At 72.6% G+C, this 16,063-nt stretch carries 14 protein-coding genes; 12 read left to right on the top strand and 2 right to left on the bottom strand.

What is annotated here, in order from left to right; translation table 11 throughout:
- Positions 1 to 14 precede the first annotated feature (14 nt).
- Positions 15 to 1,025: an SAM-dependent methyltransferase gene (locus tag CHF16_RS27795; RefSeq protein WP_342750134.1), complete on the bottom strand. Its 1,011-nt coding sequence runs from the start codon at positions 1,023 to 1,025 to the stop codon at positions 15 to 17.
- A gap of 202 nt (positions 1,026 to 1,227) precedes the next feature.
- Between CHF16_RS27795 and CHF16_RS27790 the strand changes: the two genes are divergently transcribed.
- From CHF16_RS27790 to lysX, 12 genes are all read left to right on the top strand, one after another.
- Positions 1,228 to 2,397, top strand: a complete 1,170-nt coding sequence (locus CHF16_RS27790) for a sensor histidine kinase (RefSeq protein ID WP_089329089.1) — start codon at positions 1,228 to 1,230, stop codon at positions 2,395 to 2,397.
- Positions 2,398 to 2,441: 44 nt separating this feature from the next.
- Positions 2,442 to 3,149: a response regulator gene (locus CHF16_RS27785; protein WP_089329088.1), complete on the top strand. Its 708-nt coding sequence runs from the start codon at positions 2,442 to 2,444 to the stop codon at positions 3,147 to 3,149.
- A gap of 157 nt (positions 3,150 to 3,306) precedes the next feature.
- Entirely contained in the window at positions 3,307 to 3,615 is a 309-nt protein-coding gene (locus CHF16_RS27780) for a chaplin family protein (RefSeq protein WP_089329087.1), read from the top strand.
- A gap of 386 nt (positions 3,616 to 4,001) precedes the next feature.
- The gene (locus tag CHF16_RS27770; RefSeq protein ID WP_089329086.1) at positions 4,002 to 4,775 is read left to right on the top strand and encodes an ABC transporter ATP-binding protein; all 774 of its coding nucleotides are present in this window, start codon (positions 4,002 to 4,004) and stop codon (positions 4,773 to 4,775) included.
- Complete coding sequence (locus CHF16_RS27765; protein ID WP_089329085.1) at positions 4,775 to 7,261, top strand: ABC transporter permease; 2,487 nt, start codon at positions 4,775 to 4,777, stop codon at positions 7,259 to 7,261. Before CHF16_RS27770 ends, CHF16_RS27765 begins: the two co-directional genes overlap by 1 nt.
- Positions 7,262 to 7,370: 109 nt before the next feature.
- Complete coding sequence (locus tag CHF16_RS27760) at positions 7,371 to 8,312, top strand: Rossmann-like and DUF2520 domain-containing protein (RefSeq protein WP_089329084.1); 942 nt, start codon at positions 7,371 to 7,373, stop codon at positions 8,310 to 8,312.
- A gap of 63 nt (positions 8,313 to 8,375) precedes the next feature.
- Positions 8,376 to 9,230 carry a pantoate--beta-alanine ligase gene (gene panC / locus CHF16_RS27755; RefSeq protein WP_089329083.1) on the top strand — a complete coding sequence of 285 codons (855 nt, stop codon included), beginning with the start codon at positions 8,376 to 8,378 and terminating at the stop codon, positions 9,228 to 9,230.
- Positions 9,230 to 9,646, top strand: coding sequence for an aspartate 1-decarboxylase (gene panD, locus CHF16_RS27750; RefSeq protein ID WP_089329082.1), 417 nt, complete (start codon positions 9,230 to 9,232; stop codon positions 9,644 to 9,646). The genes panC and panD overlap by 1 nt, the downstream gene beginning before the upstream one ends.
- Before the next feature lie 200 nt (positions 9,647 to 9,846).
- Complete coding sequence (locus CHF16_RS27745; RefSeq protein WP_245869349.1) at positions 9,847 to 11,553, top strand: L-aspartate oxidase; 1,707 nt, start codon at positions 9,847 to 9,849, stop codon at positions 11,551 to 11,553.
- Positions 11,550 to 12,407 carry a carboxylating nicotinate-nucleotide diphosphorylase gene (nadC, locus tag CHF16_RS27740; RefSeq protein ID WP_089329080.1) on the top strand — a complete coding sequence of 286 codons (858 nt, stop codon included), beginning with the start codon at positions 11,550 to 11,552 and terminating at the stop codon, positions 12,405 to 12,407. The genes CHF16_RS27745 and nadC overlap by 4 nt, the downstream gene beginning before the upstream one ends.
- Before the next feature lie 14 nt (positions 12,408 to 12,421).
- Complete coding sequence (locus CHF16_RS27735) at positions 12,422 to 13,204, top strand: type III pantothenate kinase (protein ID WP_089329079.1); 783 nt, start codon at positions 12,422 to 12,424, stop codon at positions 13,202 to 13,204.
- Positions 13,205 to 13,341: 137 nt separating this feature from the next.
- Entirely contained in the window at positions 13,342 to 14,796 is a 1,455-nt protein-coding gene (lysX, locus tag CHF16_RS27730; protein ID WP_245869371.1) for a bifunctional lysylphosphatidylglycerol synthetase/lysine--tRNA ligase LysX, read from the top strand.
- Here lysX and CHF16_RS27725 read toward each other — a convergent pair.
- Positions 14,783 to 16,024 carry a cytochrome P450 gene (locus CHF16_RS27725; protein WP_245869346.1) on the bottom strand — a complete coding sequence of 414 codons (1,242 nt, stop codon included), beginning with the start codon at positions 16,022 to 16,024 and terminating at the stop codon, positions 14,783 to 14,785. The two genes, lysX and CHF16_RS27725, sit on opposite strands and share 14 nt — an antisense overlap.
- Positions 16,025 to 16,063: the final 39 nt, after the last annotated feature.

The following is a 16,063-nucleotide window of genomic DNA, read 5'->3' as shown; positions in this document are numbered from 1 at the left end:
GTTGTGCGGGGTGGTCAGGTGAGGGCGGTCGGCAGCGGGATGCCCACGGTCTGGGCCAGCCAGCCGAAGCCGCCCAGGCCGGCCGGGTCGATCAGTTCGGCGTCCTCGCCCGCGTGGCACAGAGCGGCGAGGTAGGCGCGCGGGTCGCGGTGGGCCAGGTCCAGAGGCGGCCGCGCGCCGGACAGGCCGAGGGCCCGCAGTGCGTCGCGCTGGGTGGTCAGCAGGGTGGAGGTGGCGCCAGCGCGCTCTCCGGCCGTGGTGCAGGCGTCCAGCGCGACGTGGGCGGTGACGTCGCACGAGCCGTCGGGGACGGCGGGGACGGTGGCGCCGTCGCGGTAGCCGGTCAGCGTCCCGTACACCGGGCGGGCGTCGCGCGCGTGGGAGTAGTCGACGGCGATCGCGAGGCCGCGGGAGAGCCGCCCGATCACCGAGGCCCAGGCGTCGCAGCGCGGGTGCCCGATCTCGGCGCGGTCGCCGGGTTCGCGGAGCGGCCACCAGCGCTCCAGCCAGTCGCGGTCCTCGTCGGACGGCGGCGGGCCGGGGCGCTCCAGTCCGGTGGACGGGTCGACGAGCACGGTCCGGACGCCGTCCGGTGTGCGCTCGACGACGTCCAGCGGCACGTTGTCGAGCCATTCGTTCGCGACGGCGAGGCCGGTGATGCTCTCGGGGAGGTCGGGCCGCCAGGTGATCCGGGACGGGACGTCCGCGGGGCGCGGCGCGATCTCCACCGCCGTCGGGACGAGCCGGGCCGCGAGGTCGCCGGGCGCGCAGGCCAGGATGTTGCCGAGCAGCCGTCCGGACCCGGCGCCGATGTCGACGACGTCCAGCCGCTCGGGGTGCCCCAGGAGGGCGTCGACCTCGGTCAGCAGGCGGACGATGGCGGCGGCGAACCGCGGTGAGGCGTGCACCGAGGTACGGAAGTGCTCCGCCGGGCGTTCGCCGCGCCGGTAGAAGCCGTCCTCCCCGTACAGCGCCCGCTCCATCGCCGTGCGCCATGTCAGCCATTCGGAAACCACCGCCGCCACGTCTGTGACGTTACCGCGCGCAACGGCGTCCCCTGCGCCATCAGCCGTGGCCCGGTGGTGCGACTGTGCTGTCCTGGCGCGGCGGGGTTTCATGTGGGGTCTCCCAAGGGCGGGTCGGCGTTCACGTGGCCCTCCTTGGGATGGACGTGCGTCCGACCTGCGGCTGATCCACGGCTGACCAGCGTGTACATACCCTGTCGGCATGGTGGCGAATGGCTGGGAATGGCTGCGGCGGAAGAAGCCGCTCGTCGACGCGTTCTTCGCGGCCCCGGTCCTGCTGGTCTCCCTGCCCTCGCTGCTGGCCGGGACCTACCAGATGAGCAGGTACGTCTTCCTCGCGCTCACGCTCGGGATGACCGGATCCCTCATTCTGCGCCGGGTCTTTCCCCGCACCGTCTTCGCCGTGGTCGCCCTGGTCTCGTTCGGCCAGTGCGTAGAGGGGATGTTCCCGGTCCCGGCCAACGTCGCCGTCCTGATCGGGCTCTACACGGTCACGGCCGGATGCTCGATCCGCTGGGGGCTCGCGGCGGTGTTCGTCGCCGAGATCGGCGCGGGCATGGTCACGTGGCGGTACCCGTCCGGCGCCGAGGACCGCAAGGTCACGTTCGTGATGATGACGCTGCTGGTGGCCGGGGTGTACGTGCTCGGCCTCCACATGCGGACGCGCCGCGCCTACCTGCGCTCGGTGGAGGAGCGGGCGGAGCGGCTGGAACGTGAACGCGACAACGAGGTCAAGATGGCCATGGCCGCGGAAAGAGCCCGTATCGCCAGGGAGCTGCACGATGTCATCGCGCACAACGTCAGCGTGATCGTGGTGCAGGCCGACGGCGCGTCCTACGCGATCGACACCGATGTGGGACGGGCCAGGCAGGCGCTCGACACGATCTCCTCGACGGGGCGCCTGGCGCTGGCGGAGATGCGGCGGCTCCTCGGCGTCCTGCGCGAGGACGACGACGCGGGGGCGTTCGCCCCGCAGCCGGGGGTCGCCGAGCTGGACGACCTGGTGGAGCAGGTCAGGGCGTCCGGGCTCCGGGTGACGTACCAGGTGGAGGGGACGCCCGCGGGCATGTCGGAGGGGCGGCAGCTCACCGTGTACCGGATCGTCCAGGAGGCGCTGACCAATACGCTCAAGCACGGAGGTCCCCGGGCGAACGTGGCGGTCCTGCTGCGGTACGGCGGCGACGCGCTGGAGATCCGGGTGCGGGACGACGGGCGCGGCGCGGCGGCCTTCGACGACGGACGCGGCCACGGCCTGGCCGGGATGCGGGAACGCGTCGCCGTGTACGGGGGCGAGGTCCGCGCGGCACCGTGCGCCGGGGGCGGGTTCGAGGTGGTCGCGCGGATCCCCGTCCGCGAGGAGGTCGCGGCGTGACCCGCGCCGCGAAGCGATGGACGAGCACGTGACGGAAGGCGAGCATGGCGGACTTTGACGAGGTGGCGGAGCCGGCGGAGCCCATCCGGGTGGTGCTCGTGGACGACCAGGAGCTGGTGCGCGCCGGGTTCACGATGGTGCTGGACGCCCAGCCCGACATCGAGGTCGTGGGCGAGGCGGGCGACGGCGTCCAGGCGCTGGAGCTGCTCCGGACGGTCCGGGCCGACGTCGTGCTCATGGACGTGCGGATGCCGCGGATGGACGGGATCGAGGCGACGCGGCTGGTCGTCGCGCGGGGCGGGCCGAAGGTGGTCATCCTGACCACGTTCGACCTCGACGAGTACGCGTTCGCCGCGATCAAGGCGGGGGCCGGCGGGTTCATGCTGAAGGACGCCGGGCCGGCCCAGCTCATCGAGGCGATCAAGGCGGTGCACTCGGGGGACGCGGTGGTGGCGCCGAGCACCACGAAGCGCCTCCTGGACCGGTTCGCGGTGCATCTGCCGGACGCGGCGGAGAAGGCGAACGGCGCGCTGGAGACCCTCACCGAGCGTGAGGGCGAGGTGCTCCGGCTCGTCGCGCGCGGGATGTCGAACGCGGAGATCGCCGGCCGGCTCTACGTCTCGGAGGCCACGGTCAAGACGCATATGGGACGGATCCTGATGAAGCTGGGCCTTCGCGACAGGGTGCAGGCGGTCGTGTTCGCCTACGAGACAGGGCTTGTCAAAAGCGGTCAAAGCGGTCACAATCTGTAACGGCTTGGTTGCTCCATGGTGACCTTTTGACGTCGGGGCACGGGACGGACTTGTCCTACCTGAGAGTAGCTGCGTAACTACCGTACGCGACGTCACCTTCGCGGGTGACGTCGGCAATGTCAGATCGGGCCCCAAGGCCACGTACGGGAGGACTCACGTGTTCAAGAAGCTCGCCGCCACCGGCATCCTCGGCCTCGCCGTCGCCGGCTCCGCCCTCGCCTCCACCCCCGCCTACGCCTCCGCCCTCGGCGGCGGCTACGGGCACGGGCACGGCCACCACGGCCACGGCCACCACCACGGCGGCGGCGCCGGGAACAACAACCACACCAGCGGCAACGGCTCGGTCCTGGGCGGCAACCAGGTGATCGTGCCGATCTCGGCCCCCATCAACGTCTGCGGCAACAACATCATCGCCGTGGGCCTCAGCTTCGCGTCGTGCAAGGGCGGCGCGGCGGTGCACAACTGATCACCCCTTCGCCGATCGGTCGCTGACGGGGCCTGAGCACCCCGTCACGGAAGCGCCGGAGACCTCACCCGGGTCTCCGGCGCTTCTCCGTTCCCGGAGCCGTTCCCGGAGCCGTTCCCGGAGCCGTTCCCGGAGCCGTTCCCGGAGCCGTTCCCGGAGCCGTTCCCGGAGCCGTTCCCGGGCCGGGCCCTGGTCGGGCCGGTCCAGGAACGGAGCGCGTCGGCGGGGCGGGGGACGGCGCCGTACGACTCAGGTCGTACACGGGCGGCGCGGATAGCCGGGAGAGGGACGCGGAGCGTGGACGCCGGGGCGATGGCGGCGGCGGCGCGGATTCCTAGCGTGGTCTCCGACCGACGACGACGCAGCACGACCGTGAAGGAGCCACCGTGACCAGCACGTTCACCGATCCGCCCGGGGGATCCCCCGCCGCCGCGGCGCCGCCCGCCGTCACCGCCGAGGGCGTGTCGAAGGTGTACGGGTCCGGGGACGCGGCCGTGCACGCGCTGCGCGGGGTCGGCGTCGGGTTCGCCCGGGGCGCGTTCACCGCGATCATGGGCCCGTCCGGGTCCGGGAAGTCGACGCTGATGCACTGCCTCGCCGGGCTCGACACCGTCACCGGCGGACGGATCATGCTCGGCGACGCCGAGATCACCGGCATGGGCGACCGGCAGCTGACGCTGCTGCGCCGCGACCGGGTCGGCTTCGTATTCCAGGCGTTCAACCTGCTGCCGACGCTCACTGCCGAGCAGAACATCCTGCTGCCCCTGGAGCTGGCCGGACGCAAGCCCGACCGCGCGTGGTTCGAGCAGGTCGTGGACGTTCTCGGCCTGCGCGACCGCCTGGGGCACCGGCCGAGCGAGCTGTCCGGCGGACAGCAGCAGCGGGTGGCGTGCGCGCGCGCCATCGTCGCCCGGCCCGAAGTCATCTTCGCGGACGAGCCGACCGGGAACCTCGACTCGCGTGCGGGCGCCGAGGTCCTCGGGTTCCTGCGCTCGTCCGTCCGGGAGATGGGGCAGACGATCGTGATGGTCACCCACGACTCGGTGGCCGCCTCCTACGCCGACCGGGTGGTGTTCCTACGGGACGGTGCGATCGTCTCCGAAATCCACCAGCCGTCCCCTGAGGCCGTCCTGGACCGGCTCAAGTCCCTGGGGGCCTGATGCTGAAGACGACACTGGCGGGCCTGCGCGCCCACAAGCTTCGGCTGCTGCTGACCGCGGTCGCCATCACGCTGGGCGTCGGCTTCATCTCCGGCACGTTCGTCCTGACCGACACCATGAACAAGGGCGTCGCCAAGACGTTCGCCCAGTCCGCCGACAAGGTGGACGTCGCCGTCCTCCCGGCGGAGTCGTCTGACGACGGACTGCCGGCCTCGCTGCTGAAGAAGCTTCGCGGCCTGCCCGGAGTCACCGACGCCCAGGGCGCCGTGAAGGGCGAGGCCGCCCTGGTGGGCAAGGACGGCAAGACGGTCGGCGACTACACCACGATGGGCATGTCCGTGCCCACCGGACGGCTGCTGCGCTACGAGGTCGACAAGGGGCGGCCTCCGTCCGGCGCCGGCGAGACCGTCCTCGACAGCAAGGTCGCCAAGCGGGAGGGCTTCACCGTCGGCGACACCGTGACGGTCCTGGACGACGGGAACCGGCCGCACAGGTTCACCGTCGTCGGCCTGGTCGACTTCGGCATCGACCAGGAGGCGAGCATCTTCGGCGCGGTCGGGTTCGACCCGGCGACCGCGGCCCGCATGACCGGCGAGAAGTCGTTCCGGGAGATCGACATCGCCGGCACCGTCTCCCCGTCCGCCGTGAAGGCCGCCACCGGCCCCGGCCACCGCGTCTACACGGGGCCGGAGCTGGGCGCGAAGCTGGCGAAGTCGGCGGGCGCCGACACGGAGGTCATCCGCACCGGCCTGCTGATCTTCGCGCTGGTCGCGATGCTGGTGTCCGCGCTGGTCATCTACAACACGTTCGCGATCCTGGTCGCCCAGCGGATGCGGGAGATGGCGCTGCTGCGCTGCGTCGGCGCCACCCGCCGGCAGATCTTCGGCGGCGTCCTCACCGAGTCGGCGGCGGTGGGGCTGACCGGATCGCTGCTCGGCATCGGCGCGGGCGTCGGCCTCGGGCAGGGCGCGCTCGTGCTGATCAGCGACCTGGACGGCAACGTCTCGGTCACCGGGCCGTCGCTCGCGCCGCGGACGGTCCTGGTCGGCCTCGCGGTCGGCGTCGCCGTGACGGTGCTGTCCGCGCTGCTGCCCGCCCGTGCCGCCACCCGCGTCGCGCCCGTCGCGGCGCTGCGCGCGGACGCCGAGCCGGGCGGCGGGCGGTTCCGCCTCGGCGCGTGGCGCACCGCCGCCGCCGTCCTGCTCGCCGCCGCGGGCCTCGCCATCGGCGTGCTCGCGGCCCTGGGGATGGAGAAGGGCGAGGCCGCGATGTTCGCCGTCGCCTTCTCCGGCTGCGTCTTCTTCCTCGCGGTCGTCGCGGCGATGCCGGCCCTCGTCCGCCCGCTGGGACGGCTCGCCGGCGCCGTGCCCGCACGGCTCGGCGGCGTCCCGGGGCGGCTGGCGGTGGCGAACGCGCAGCGCGCCCCGCGCCGCACCGCCACCACCACGATCGCGCTGACCGTCGGCGTCGGGCTGATGAGCCTGTTCGCCGTCGTCGGGGCGAGCAGCAAGGCCACCGCGAGCCACCAGCTGGACGAGCAGTTCCCCGTCCAGTTCAGGATCGCCACCCACAACGGCGAGCCGCTCCCGCGCGCGCTCGGCGACGACCTGCGCAAGCGGCCGGAGGTTGAGAAGGTCGTTGAGGTGCGCGACAAGCAGACCAAGGTCGACGGTGAGGACGCGGACATCACCACGGTCACCGCGTCCGCCTGGGGCGGGGTCGCGAAGCCGAAGATGAAGTCCGGCGCGCTCACCGACCTCAAGCAGGGCACGGTGTTCGTGGACGACGCCTCGGCCTCCTCCGGCTGGACGGTCGGCCGCACCCTCCAGATCAGGACGCGGAGCGGTAGCGTCCCGGTCAAGATCAGCGGCGTGTACGAGCAGGGCGGGCAGTTCCACGGGCTCGTCGTGCCCGAGGCCGACTTCGCCCGGTACTTCGGCGCCGTGGACCCGTCCGAGATCTTCGTCAAGAGCGACGACGCCGTGCCCGGCGAGCGGGTCCGCCGGGCCGTCGACCAGGCCGCGCAGCCGTACCCGGCGGCGAAGGTCGAGTCCAGCGCCGACTTCCAGAAGCAGGTGGAGGACGCGATCGACATGGTGCTGATGGTCTTCGGCGGGCTGCTCGGACTCGCGATCGTCATCGCGCTGTTCGGCATCGCCAACACGCTGACCCTCTCCGTCGTGGAGCGGACCCGCGAATCGGCGCTGCTGCGCGCCCTCGGCCTCACCAAGCGCCAGCTCCGCCGGATGCTGTCCATCGAGGCGGTCGTCATGGCGGTGATCGGCGCGGTGACCGGGGTGGCGCTCGGCATCGTGTTCGGCCTGGCCGCGACCAGCGCGATGTCGGACAGTGTCGTGTTCGCCCTGCCGTATCTCCAGATCGTCGGGTTCGTCCTGCTGGCCGGGCTGGCCGGGACGCTCGCCGCCGTCATGCCCGCGCGGCGCGCCGCGAGGACGTCCATCGTCGAGTCCCTCGCGCATGACTGAATGGGAGGGCGGGGTGGCGCTCGTCACCCACCGGACCACGTGACCGGATCCCATGGGTACTCTGGTTCGCGCCCGTCCGGTACCTACACGTGAGGACTGGAACGAACCGATGGACCCCAACGTCACGCCCTCCTCCGGTGCGCCCGGAAACGCCCCCCGCGGGGGGACGGAGGCCCCGGAGGACCGGCCCGCGCGGCTCGCGGTCGGCGTCGTCGGCGCCGGCCGCGTCGGCACGGCGCTCGGCGCCGCGCTGTCGCGCGCGGGCCACCGCGTGGTCGCCGCGGCCGCCGTGTCCGACCGGTCGCGGTCCCGCGTCGAGGAGCGCCTCCCCGGCGCGGACGTCGCCCCGCCGCAGGACGTCGTGGCGGCCGCCGACCTGGTGCTGCTGACCGTCCCGGACGACGAGCTGCCCGAACTCGCGTCCGGCCTGGTCGCGGCGGGCGTGCCCGTCACCGGGAAGCTGGTCGTGCACACCAGCGGCCGGTACGGGACGGCCGTCCTCGACCCGCTCACCCGCGCCGGAGCGCTGCCGCTGGCGCTGCATCCCGTGATGACCTTCACCGGGCGGCCCGACGACGTGAACCGGCTCACCGGCATCTCGTTCGGCGTCACCTCGCCCGAGCCGCTGCGGCCCGTCGCCGAGGCGCTCGTCCTGGAGATGGGCGGCGAACCGGTGTGGATCACCGAGGAGGCGCGCCCGCTGTACCACGCGGCGCTCGCGGGCGGCGCGAACCACCTGGTCACCCTGGTCGTCGAGTCGATGGACCTGCTGGCGCGGGCGGGCGTGGCCGAACCCGGCCGCATGCTGGGTCCGCTCCTCGGCGCCGCCCTCGACAACGGCCTGCGCCTCGGCATCGACGGCCTCACCGGCCCGGTGGCGCGCGGCGACGCCGGGACGGTCTCCGACCACGTCGCCGAGCTGGGCAAGGTATCCGCCGAGAGCCGCCGCGCCTACATCGCCCTCGCCCGCCTCACCGCCGACCGCGCGCTGGGCGCCGGGCTGCTCAAGCCCGAGGACGCCGAACGCCTCCTGGAAGCCCTGGCCGATTGACCCCGGCCACCCCGAATCGAACCCGGCCACCCCTGTCCCTCCGCATCCTTCTCAGGAGGCAGCTTGAAACCCGTCATCGCGCGGACGCGTGAGGAACTGGCTGCGGCGCGCGCGCGTATCGAGGGCACGCTCGCGTTCGTCCCGACCATGGGCGCGCTGCACGAGGGGCACCTGTCCCTGATGCGCGAGGCCCGCCGCAACGCCGACACGGTCGCCGTCAGCATCTTCGTCAACCCGCTCCAGTTCGGGCCCGGCGAGGACTTCGACCGGTACCCGCGGACGTTCGAGGCCGACATCGAGGCGTGCGCGGGCGAAGGCGTCGACCTCGTCTTCGCGCCGGACCGCGACGTCATGTACCCGGACGAGCCGCAGGTCACGATCAAGTCGGGGCCGATGGGCGAGGTCGTCGAGGGCGCGGCGCGGCCCGGCCACTTCGACGGGATGCTGACCGTCGTGCTCAAGCTGCTCAACCTCGTCCGCCCCGACGTGGCGGTCTTCGGGGAGAAGGACGCGCAGCAGCTCGCGATGATCCGCCGCATGGTCGCGGACCTCAACGTGCCCGTGCGGATCATCGGCGGGGCGACCGTCCGCGAACCCGACGGGCTGGCCCTCTCCAGCCGCAACCGCTACCTCTCCGAGCCCGAGCGCCGGACCGCCCTCGCCCTGTCGCGCGCCCTGCGGGCCGGTGCGGAGGCCGCGGCCGACGGGCCGGAGGCGGTGCTCGGCGCGGCCGGCGCCGTCCTCGACAAGGCCGCCACCGCCGACCCGCCCCTCGCGCTCGACTACCTCGTCCTCGTCGACCCCGCGACCTTCACCCCCGCCGCCGGCGGCGGACCCGCCGTCCTCGCCGTCGCCGGACGCGTCGGCGCCACCCACCTCATCGACAACGTTCACCTCCAGCTCGGCAAGGAGCACTGATGATCCGGACGATGTTCAAGTCCAAGATCCACCGCGCCACGGTGACGCAGGCGGACCTGCACTACGTCGGCTCGCTCACCATCGACCAGGACCTGATGGACGCCGCCGACCTCCTGCCCGGCGAGCAGGTCTCGGTCGTGGACATCGACAACGGCGCCCGGCTGGAGACCTACCTGATCGCGGGCGAGCGCGGCTCCGGCGTCATCGGCATCAACGGCGCCGCGGCCCGCCTCGTGCAGCCCGGCGACCTGGTGATCATCATCAGCTACGCCCAGCTCACCGACGCCGAGGCCCGCGAGTTCGTGCCCGCCGTCGTGCACGTCGACCGCTCCAACAAGATCATCTCGCTGGGCAGCGACCCCGCCGAGCCCGTCCCCGGCACCGAGACCACCCGGGGCGACCTGGTCCACGGCTGACCCCGCCCGCTCGCCACGGGTCCGGCCGGAGGGCCGGGCCCGTATTCGTCGTGCGAGGCGAGCCTGCCGTGCGAGGTCCCCAGGCGACCCGCCGTGTGAGGTGCGGGAATGGGCGGTTCCGGCGGGAACGCGGGGGTCGGTTGTCCTGGTTCTCCGGGATTAGGGTCATAATGACGAGAACCGATCCCGGAGGAGGGCTCGTGATCCCTTCCGTTCTCCATGCCCCCGCACCCGGCTGGACCGCCGAGGCCGACGTCATCGTCGTCGGCTCCGGCATCGCCGGCCTCGTCGCCGCACTGCGCTGCCGCCCGCACGGGCGGGTCCTGCTCGTCACCAAGGCCCTGCTGGACGCCGGGTCGACCCGCTGGGCGCAGGGCGGCATCGCCGCCGCGCTCGCCGCGGACGACAGCCCCGAGGAGCACCTCGCCGACACCCTGACCGCCGGGGTCGGCATCTGCGACGAGGACGCCGTCCGGGCGCTCGTCACCGAGGGGCCGGACGCCGTGCGCGGGCTCATCGACCTCGGCACCGCCTTCGACCGGGCCGCGGACGGCGGCATCGCCCTCACCCGCGAGGGCGGCCACCACCGGCGCCGCATCGCGCACGCGGGCGGCGACGCGACCGGCGCCGAGATCAGCCGCGCGCTGCGCGCCGAGCTCAAGGACTCCGGCGTCGACGTCATCGAGCACGCGCTGGTGCTCGACCTGCTGAAGGACGCCGCCGGACGCGCCGCCGGGATCACCCTGCACGTGATGGGCGAGGGCCAGCCGAACGGCGTCGGCGCCGTCCGCGCCCGCGCGGTCGTGCTCGCCACCGGCGGGCTCGGCCAGGTGTTCTCGGCCACCACCAATCCCGAGGTCTCTACCGGGGACGGCGTCGCGCTGGCCCTGCGCGCCGGCGCCGAGGCCGCCGACCTGGAGTTCGTCCAGTTCCACCCGACCGTGCTGTATCTCGGCACGGGCGCGACCGGGCAGCAGCCGCTGATCTCCGAGGCCGTCCGCGGCGAGGGCGCCCACCTCGTCGACGACGCGGGCGAACGCTTCATGACCGGACGCCACGAGCTCGCCGAACTCGCCCCGCGCGACGTGGTCGCCAAGGGGATCACGACCCGGATGCACGAGACCGGCGCGCCCTGCATGTTCCTGGACGCCCGCCACTTCGGCGCCGCGATGTGGGAGTCGCGCTTCCCGACCATCCTCGCCGCGTGCCGGCACCACGGCATCGACCCGGTCACCGAGCGGATCCCGATCGTGCCCGCCGCGCACTACGCCAGCGGCGGCATCCGCACCGACCTGCACGGCCGCACCGCCGTCCCGGGACTGTACGCCTGCGGCGAGGCCGCCTGCACCGGCGTCCACGGCGCCAACCGCCTGGCCTCCAACTCCCTGCTGGAAGGGCTGGTCTTCGCCAACCGGATCGCCGCCGCCCTCCACACCGATCTTCCGTCGGCGCCCTCGGCCGCATCTGACGAGCCCGCGACCAGCGCGCCCGCCGCCGCAACCGCCGAGGCCGGACCCGCGGCCGCGGTCGCCGGGACCGGTGCGGCTTCGACGGCGGGGGAGGGATGGCTGCTGCCGGCCGGGAGCCGGGGCGAGATTCAGCGGATCATGACCTCCCATGTCGGGGTGCTGCGGAGCGCGGACGGGCTGGAGCGCGCGGTACGGGAACTGGACGGTCTCCGCGGCGACGCCGAGCCGGGGGTGGCGGCCTGGGAGGCCACCAACCTCTACACCGTCGCGTCCGCGATCGCCGCGGCGGCGCACCGGCGGGAGGAGACGCGCGGGAGCCACTGGCGCGAGGACTTCCCCGAGCGGGCGGACGGCGCGTGGCGCGGGCATCTGGTGACCCGGCTGACGGGGAACGTCCTGACGACCACGTACGAACCTCTGGAAGGAAAGCGCTCATGACTCCTGAACTCTCGCAGCGCCTCGCCGCCGCCGGGCTCGATCCACAGGCTGTGGAAAACCTCGTCCGGACGGCGCTGGCCGAGGACGGCGAGGTCGACGTCACCAGCACGCCGATCTTCGCGCCGGACGAGACCGCGGCGGGGGACCTCAGGGCGCGGGAGACCGGTGTCGTCGCCGGCGTCCCGGTGGCCTGCGCCGTCTTCGATGCGCTGGACGTCTCCTACGAGGCGAAGGCCGAGGACGGCGACCGCGTGGTGCCGGGGCAGGTCCTCATCTCGGTCAGCGGCCAGACCAGGGCCGTGCTGAGGGCCGAGCGGACGGCCCTGAACCTGCTCACGCACCTGTCCGGCATCGCGACGGCGACGCGTCGGTGGGCGGACGCGATGGACGGCACCAAGGCCCGCGTGCGCGACACCCGCAAGACCCTTCCGGGGCTGCGCGCCCTGCAGAAGTACGCCGTCCACTGCGGCGGCGGGGTCAACCACAGGATGGGCCTGCACGACGCGGCGCTCATCAAGGACAACCACATCGCGGCGGCCGGAAGCATCACCCAGGCCTACGAGGCGATCCGCGCCGTGTACCCGTCCCTGCACATCCAGGTGGAGTGCGACACCCTCGCGCAGGTGCGGGAGGCGCTGGAGGTGGGCGCGACGAGCATCCTGCTCGATAACATGACCGACGCCGAAATGGCGGAGGCGGTGCGCACCGTCGCGGGACGGGCGGAGCTCGAGGCCAGTGGTGGCCTTACCCTGGAGCGGGCCCGAGACGTCGCCGTTACCGGGGTGGACTACCTTGCCGTCGGCGCGCTGACGCACTCGGCGCGCGTGTTCGACATCGGCCTTGACTTCTCCTGACCAGCGGGGACCTGATGCTGCTCACCATCGACGTCGGTAACACCCAGACCGTCCTCGGACTCTTCGAGGGCGACGAGGTGATCGAGCACTGGAGGATCAACACCGATCCGCGGCGGACCGCCGACGAGATCGCCGTGGTCCTGCAGGGCCTCGTCCAGCAGAGCCCCCTGCTGGCCGAGACCGACATCAGCGGCATCGCGCTGTGCTCCACGGTCCCGTCCGTCCTGCACGAGATGCGGGAGATGTGCCGCCGCTACTACGGCGACGTGCCCGCGGTGATCGTGGAGCCGGGCGTCAAGACGGGCGTCCCGGTCCGCATGGACAACCCCAAGGAGGTCGGCGCCGACCGCATCGTGAACGCGCTCGCCGCCGTCCACACCCACGGCGGGCCCGCGATCGTGGTCGACTTCGGCACCGCGACCACGTTCGACGCCGTGTCCGCGAAGGGCGAGTACGTCGGCGGCGCGATCGCGCCCGGCATCGAGATCTCGATAGACGCGCTGTCGTCGCGCGGCGCGCAGCTGCACAAGATCGAGCTGATCCGGCCGCGCAACGTGATCGCCAAGAACACGGTCGAGGCGCTCCAGTCGGGGATCATCTTCGGCTTCGCCGGCCAGGTGGACGGCATCGTCGAGCGCATGTCGGACGAGCTGGCCGAGGACCCCGACGAGGTGACCGTCATCGCCACCGGCGGGCTCGCGCCGCTCGTCCTGGAGGAGTCCCGCAGCATCGACGTCTTCGAGCCGTGGCTGACGCTCATCGGGCTCCGCCTCATCTACGAGCGCAACACCCCGTAGCGCACGGCATCCACGCGGCGCGCGGCGTCCGGCGGCGGGCAACACCCCGGAGGAGCGCAAGTCGTTCGCGGCGCGTCCGGCGGCGCGGATAGCCTTGGGACGTGAGTGACGAGACCTTCGACGAGCTCCCGGAGCAGATGCGCGTGCGCCGGGAGAAGCTCGACCGGCTCCGCGAGAGCGGGATCGACCCCTACCCGGTGACCTTCCCCCGCACGGCGACCATCGCCGAGATCCGGGCGAAACACCCGGACCTGGAGCCGGGCACCGAGACGGGCGAGAAGGTCGGCGTCACCGGCCGCGTCATGCTCATCCGCAACACCGGCAAGCTGTGCTTCGCCACCATCCGGGACGGCGGCGGCGACCTCCAGGTCATGCTGTCGCTGGCCAACGTCGGCCAGGAGCAGCTCGACTTCTGGAAGCGCGAGGTCGACCTCGGCGACCACGTCGGCGTCGAGGGCGAGGTCATCACCTCCCGCCGGGGCGAGCTGTCGGTGATGGCCGACCGGTTCGCGATCACCTCGAAGTGCCTGCGTCCCCTGCCGGAGAAGCACGCCGGGCTGACCGACCCCGAGGCGCGGGTCAGGCAGCGCTACGTCGACCTCATCGTCAACGACGAGGCCCGCAAGATGGCGCGGATCCGCAGCGCGACCGTGCGCGCGGTGCGCGACTTCTGGCACGAGGAGGGCTATCTCGAAGTCGAGACGCCCATGCTTCAGCCGATCCACGGCGGTGCCGCGGCGCGTCCGTTCAAGACGCACATCAACGCCTACGACATGGACCTCTACCTGCGCATCGCGATCGAGCTGTACCTGAAGCGGCTCGTCGTCGGCGGCATCGAGAAGGTCTTCGAGATCAACCGGAACTTCCGGAACGAGGGCGCGGACTCCACGCACAACCCCGAGTTCACGATGCTGGAGGCCTACGGCACGTACCTCGACTACAACGACATGGCCGACCTGACCCAGCGGATGTACCAGAAGGCCGTCGTCGCGGCCCTGGGCACCACCGTGGTCGTCCATGACGGGGTCGAGATCGACCTCGGGCTGCCCCGGTGGCCGCGCATCACCCTCTACGGGTCGGTGTCCGAGGCGCTCGGCGAGGAGATCACGCCGCACACGCCGATCGAGGACGTCCGCAAGCTCGCCGACGCCCGCGGCGTGTCCTGGGACCCGAAGTGGGGGCAGGGCAAGCTCGTCCAGGAGGTCTTCGAGGAGCTGATCGAGCACACGCTCGTCCAGCCCACGTTCGTCATGGACTACCCGGTCGAGACGTCCCCGCTGACCCGCCAGCACCGCGAGGAGCCGCTGCTCACCGAGAAGTGGGACCTCATCGGCTTCGGGACCGAGCTCGGCACCGCCTACTCCGAGCTGGTCGACCCGGTCGAGCAGCGCCGCCGGCTGACCGAGCAGTCGCTGCTCGCCGCGGGCGGCGACCCGGAGGCCATGCAGCTGGACGAGGACTTCCTGCGCGCCCTGGAGTACGCGATGCCGCCCACGGGCGGGATGGGCGCCGGCATCGATCGGATGATCATGGCCTTCACCGGCAAGGGCATCCGCGAGACGATCCTGTTCCCGCTCGTCAAGCCCGAATAGTGACCGGCAGGTCGCGCAGGCCCCGCAGGACGAGGTTGTCCCGGTAGACCAGGTTGTCCCGGTACGCGAGGGCCACGTCGCGTTCGAAGAGCTTCTTCAGCGCGACCTGGCCCTCCAGCCGGGCCAGGGGCGCGCCCAGGCAGAAGTGGATGCCGTGCCCGAACGACAGGTGCCGTGGCGTATCCCTGCCTTCGGTGTAGCGGGTGAGGTCGAGACGGTCGGGATCGTCGAAGACGGCCGGGTCGCGGTTGGCGGCGCCGGTCAGCAGCAGGACGAGCTTCCCGCGTTCGACGGGCGTGCCGTCCAGCTCGACGTCTTCCAGGGCCGCCCTGAGCGTGAGCTGGACGGGCGGGTCGTAGCGGAGCAACTCCTCCACGGCGGCTTGGACGTTCTCAGGCCGCGCCCGGAACATCTCCAACTGCTCGGGATCGCGCAGTAGCGCCAGAGCGCCGTTCCCTATGAGGTTCACGGTCGTCTCATGGCCCGCTACGAGCAGCAGTACGCACGTCGCGAGGAGTTCCTCCTCCGACAGGACGTCACCGCCGTCCGAGACGCTCACGAGGGCGCTCAGGAGGTCGTCCTGGGGGCGCGCGCGCCGCTCGGCCGCCAGTTCCCGGAAGTACGCGGCGAACTCCTCGCGGGCCGTCTCGCGCTGGGCGATCTCGGCCTCCGGCAGGAGGAAGTCGGGGTCGAGGCCGCGGGCGAGGCTGTCGGACCAGCCCTTGAACAGGTCGCGGTCCCGGGCGGGGACGCCGAGCATCTCGCTGATCACGATGACGGGCAGCGGGTACGCGAGCGTCGCGATCAGGTCGACCTCGCCGGACACGCCGTCCAGCAACTCGTCGACCAGCGCCTCGACCCGGGGCCGCAGCCGCTCGACGAGCCGCGGCGTGAACGCCTTGCTCACCAGCCGCCGGAGCCTGGTGTGGTCGGGCGGGTCCAGGGTGAGGAACGACCGGTTCCGGACCCGCGACTCGCGCCACAGCCCGCCGCCCTCGGGGCGGTGCCCGAAGCGGGGGTCGCGCAGCACCCGCTCGCACAGGTCGTAGGACGTGGTCACCCGCAGGCCGACCTCGGTGCGGTGCAGGCGGCGCCCGCCCGCCGCGAGGCGCCGGTAGTGGGCGTAGGGGTCGGCCCGGAAAGCCGGGTCCCCGGGGTCGAAGCCGAGCACCGCCGCCGCCTCGGCCTCCACGACCTGTGCCGTCCTGTCCTCCATGTCCCCAGTCATCCGGAGATCAGACGACATGTCAATAGCGGGAGCGAGGGG

It is taken from the genome of Actinomadura meyerae (assembly GCF_900188445.1).
Classification (GTDB): Bacteria; Actinomycetota; Actinomycetes; order Streptosporangiales; family Streptosporangiaceae; genus Spirillospora; species Spirillospora meyerae.
The sequence above is the reverse complement of the archived record's forward strand: the minus strand, read 5'-3'. Positions and strand labels throughout refer to the sequence as shown.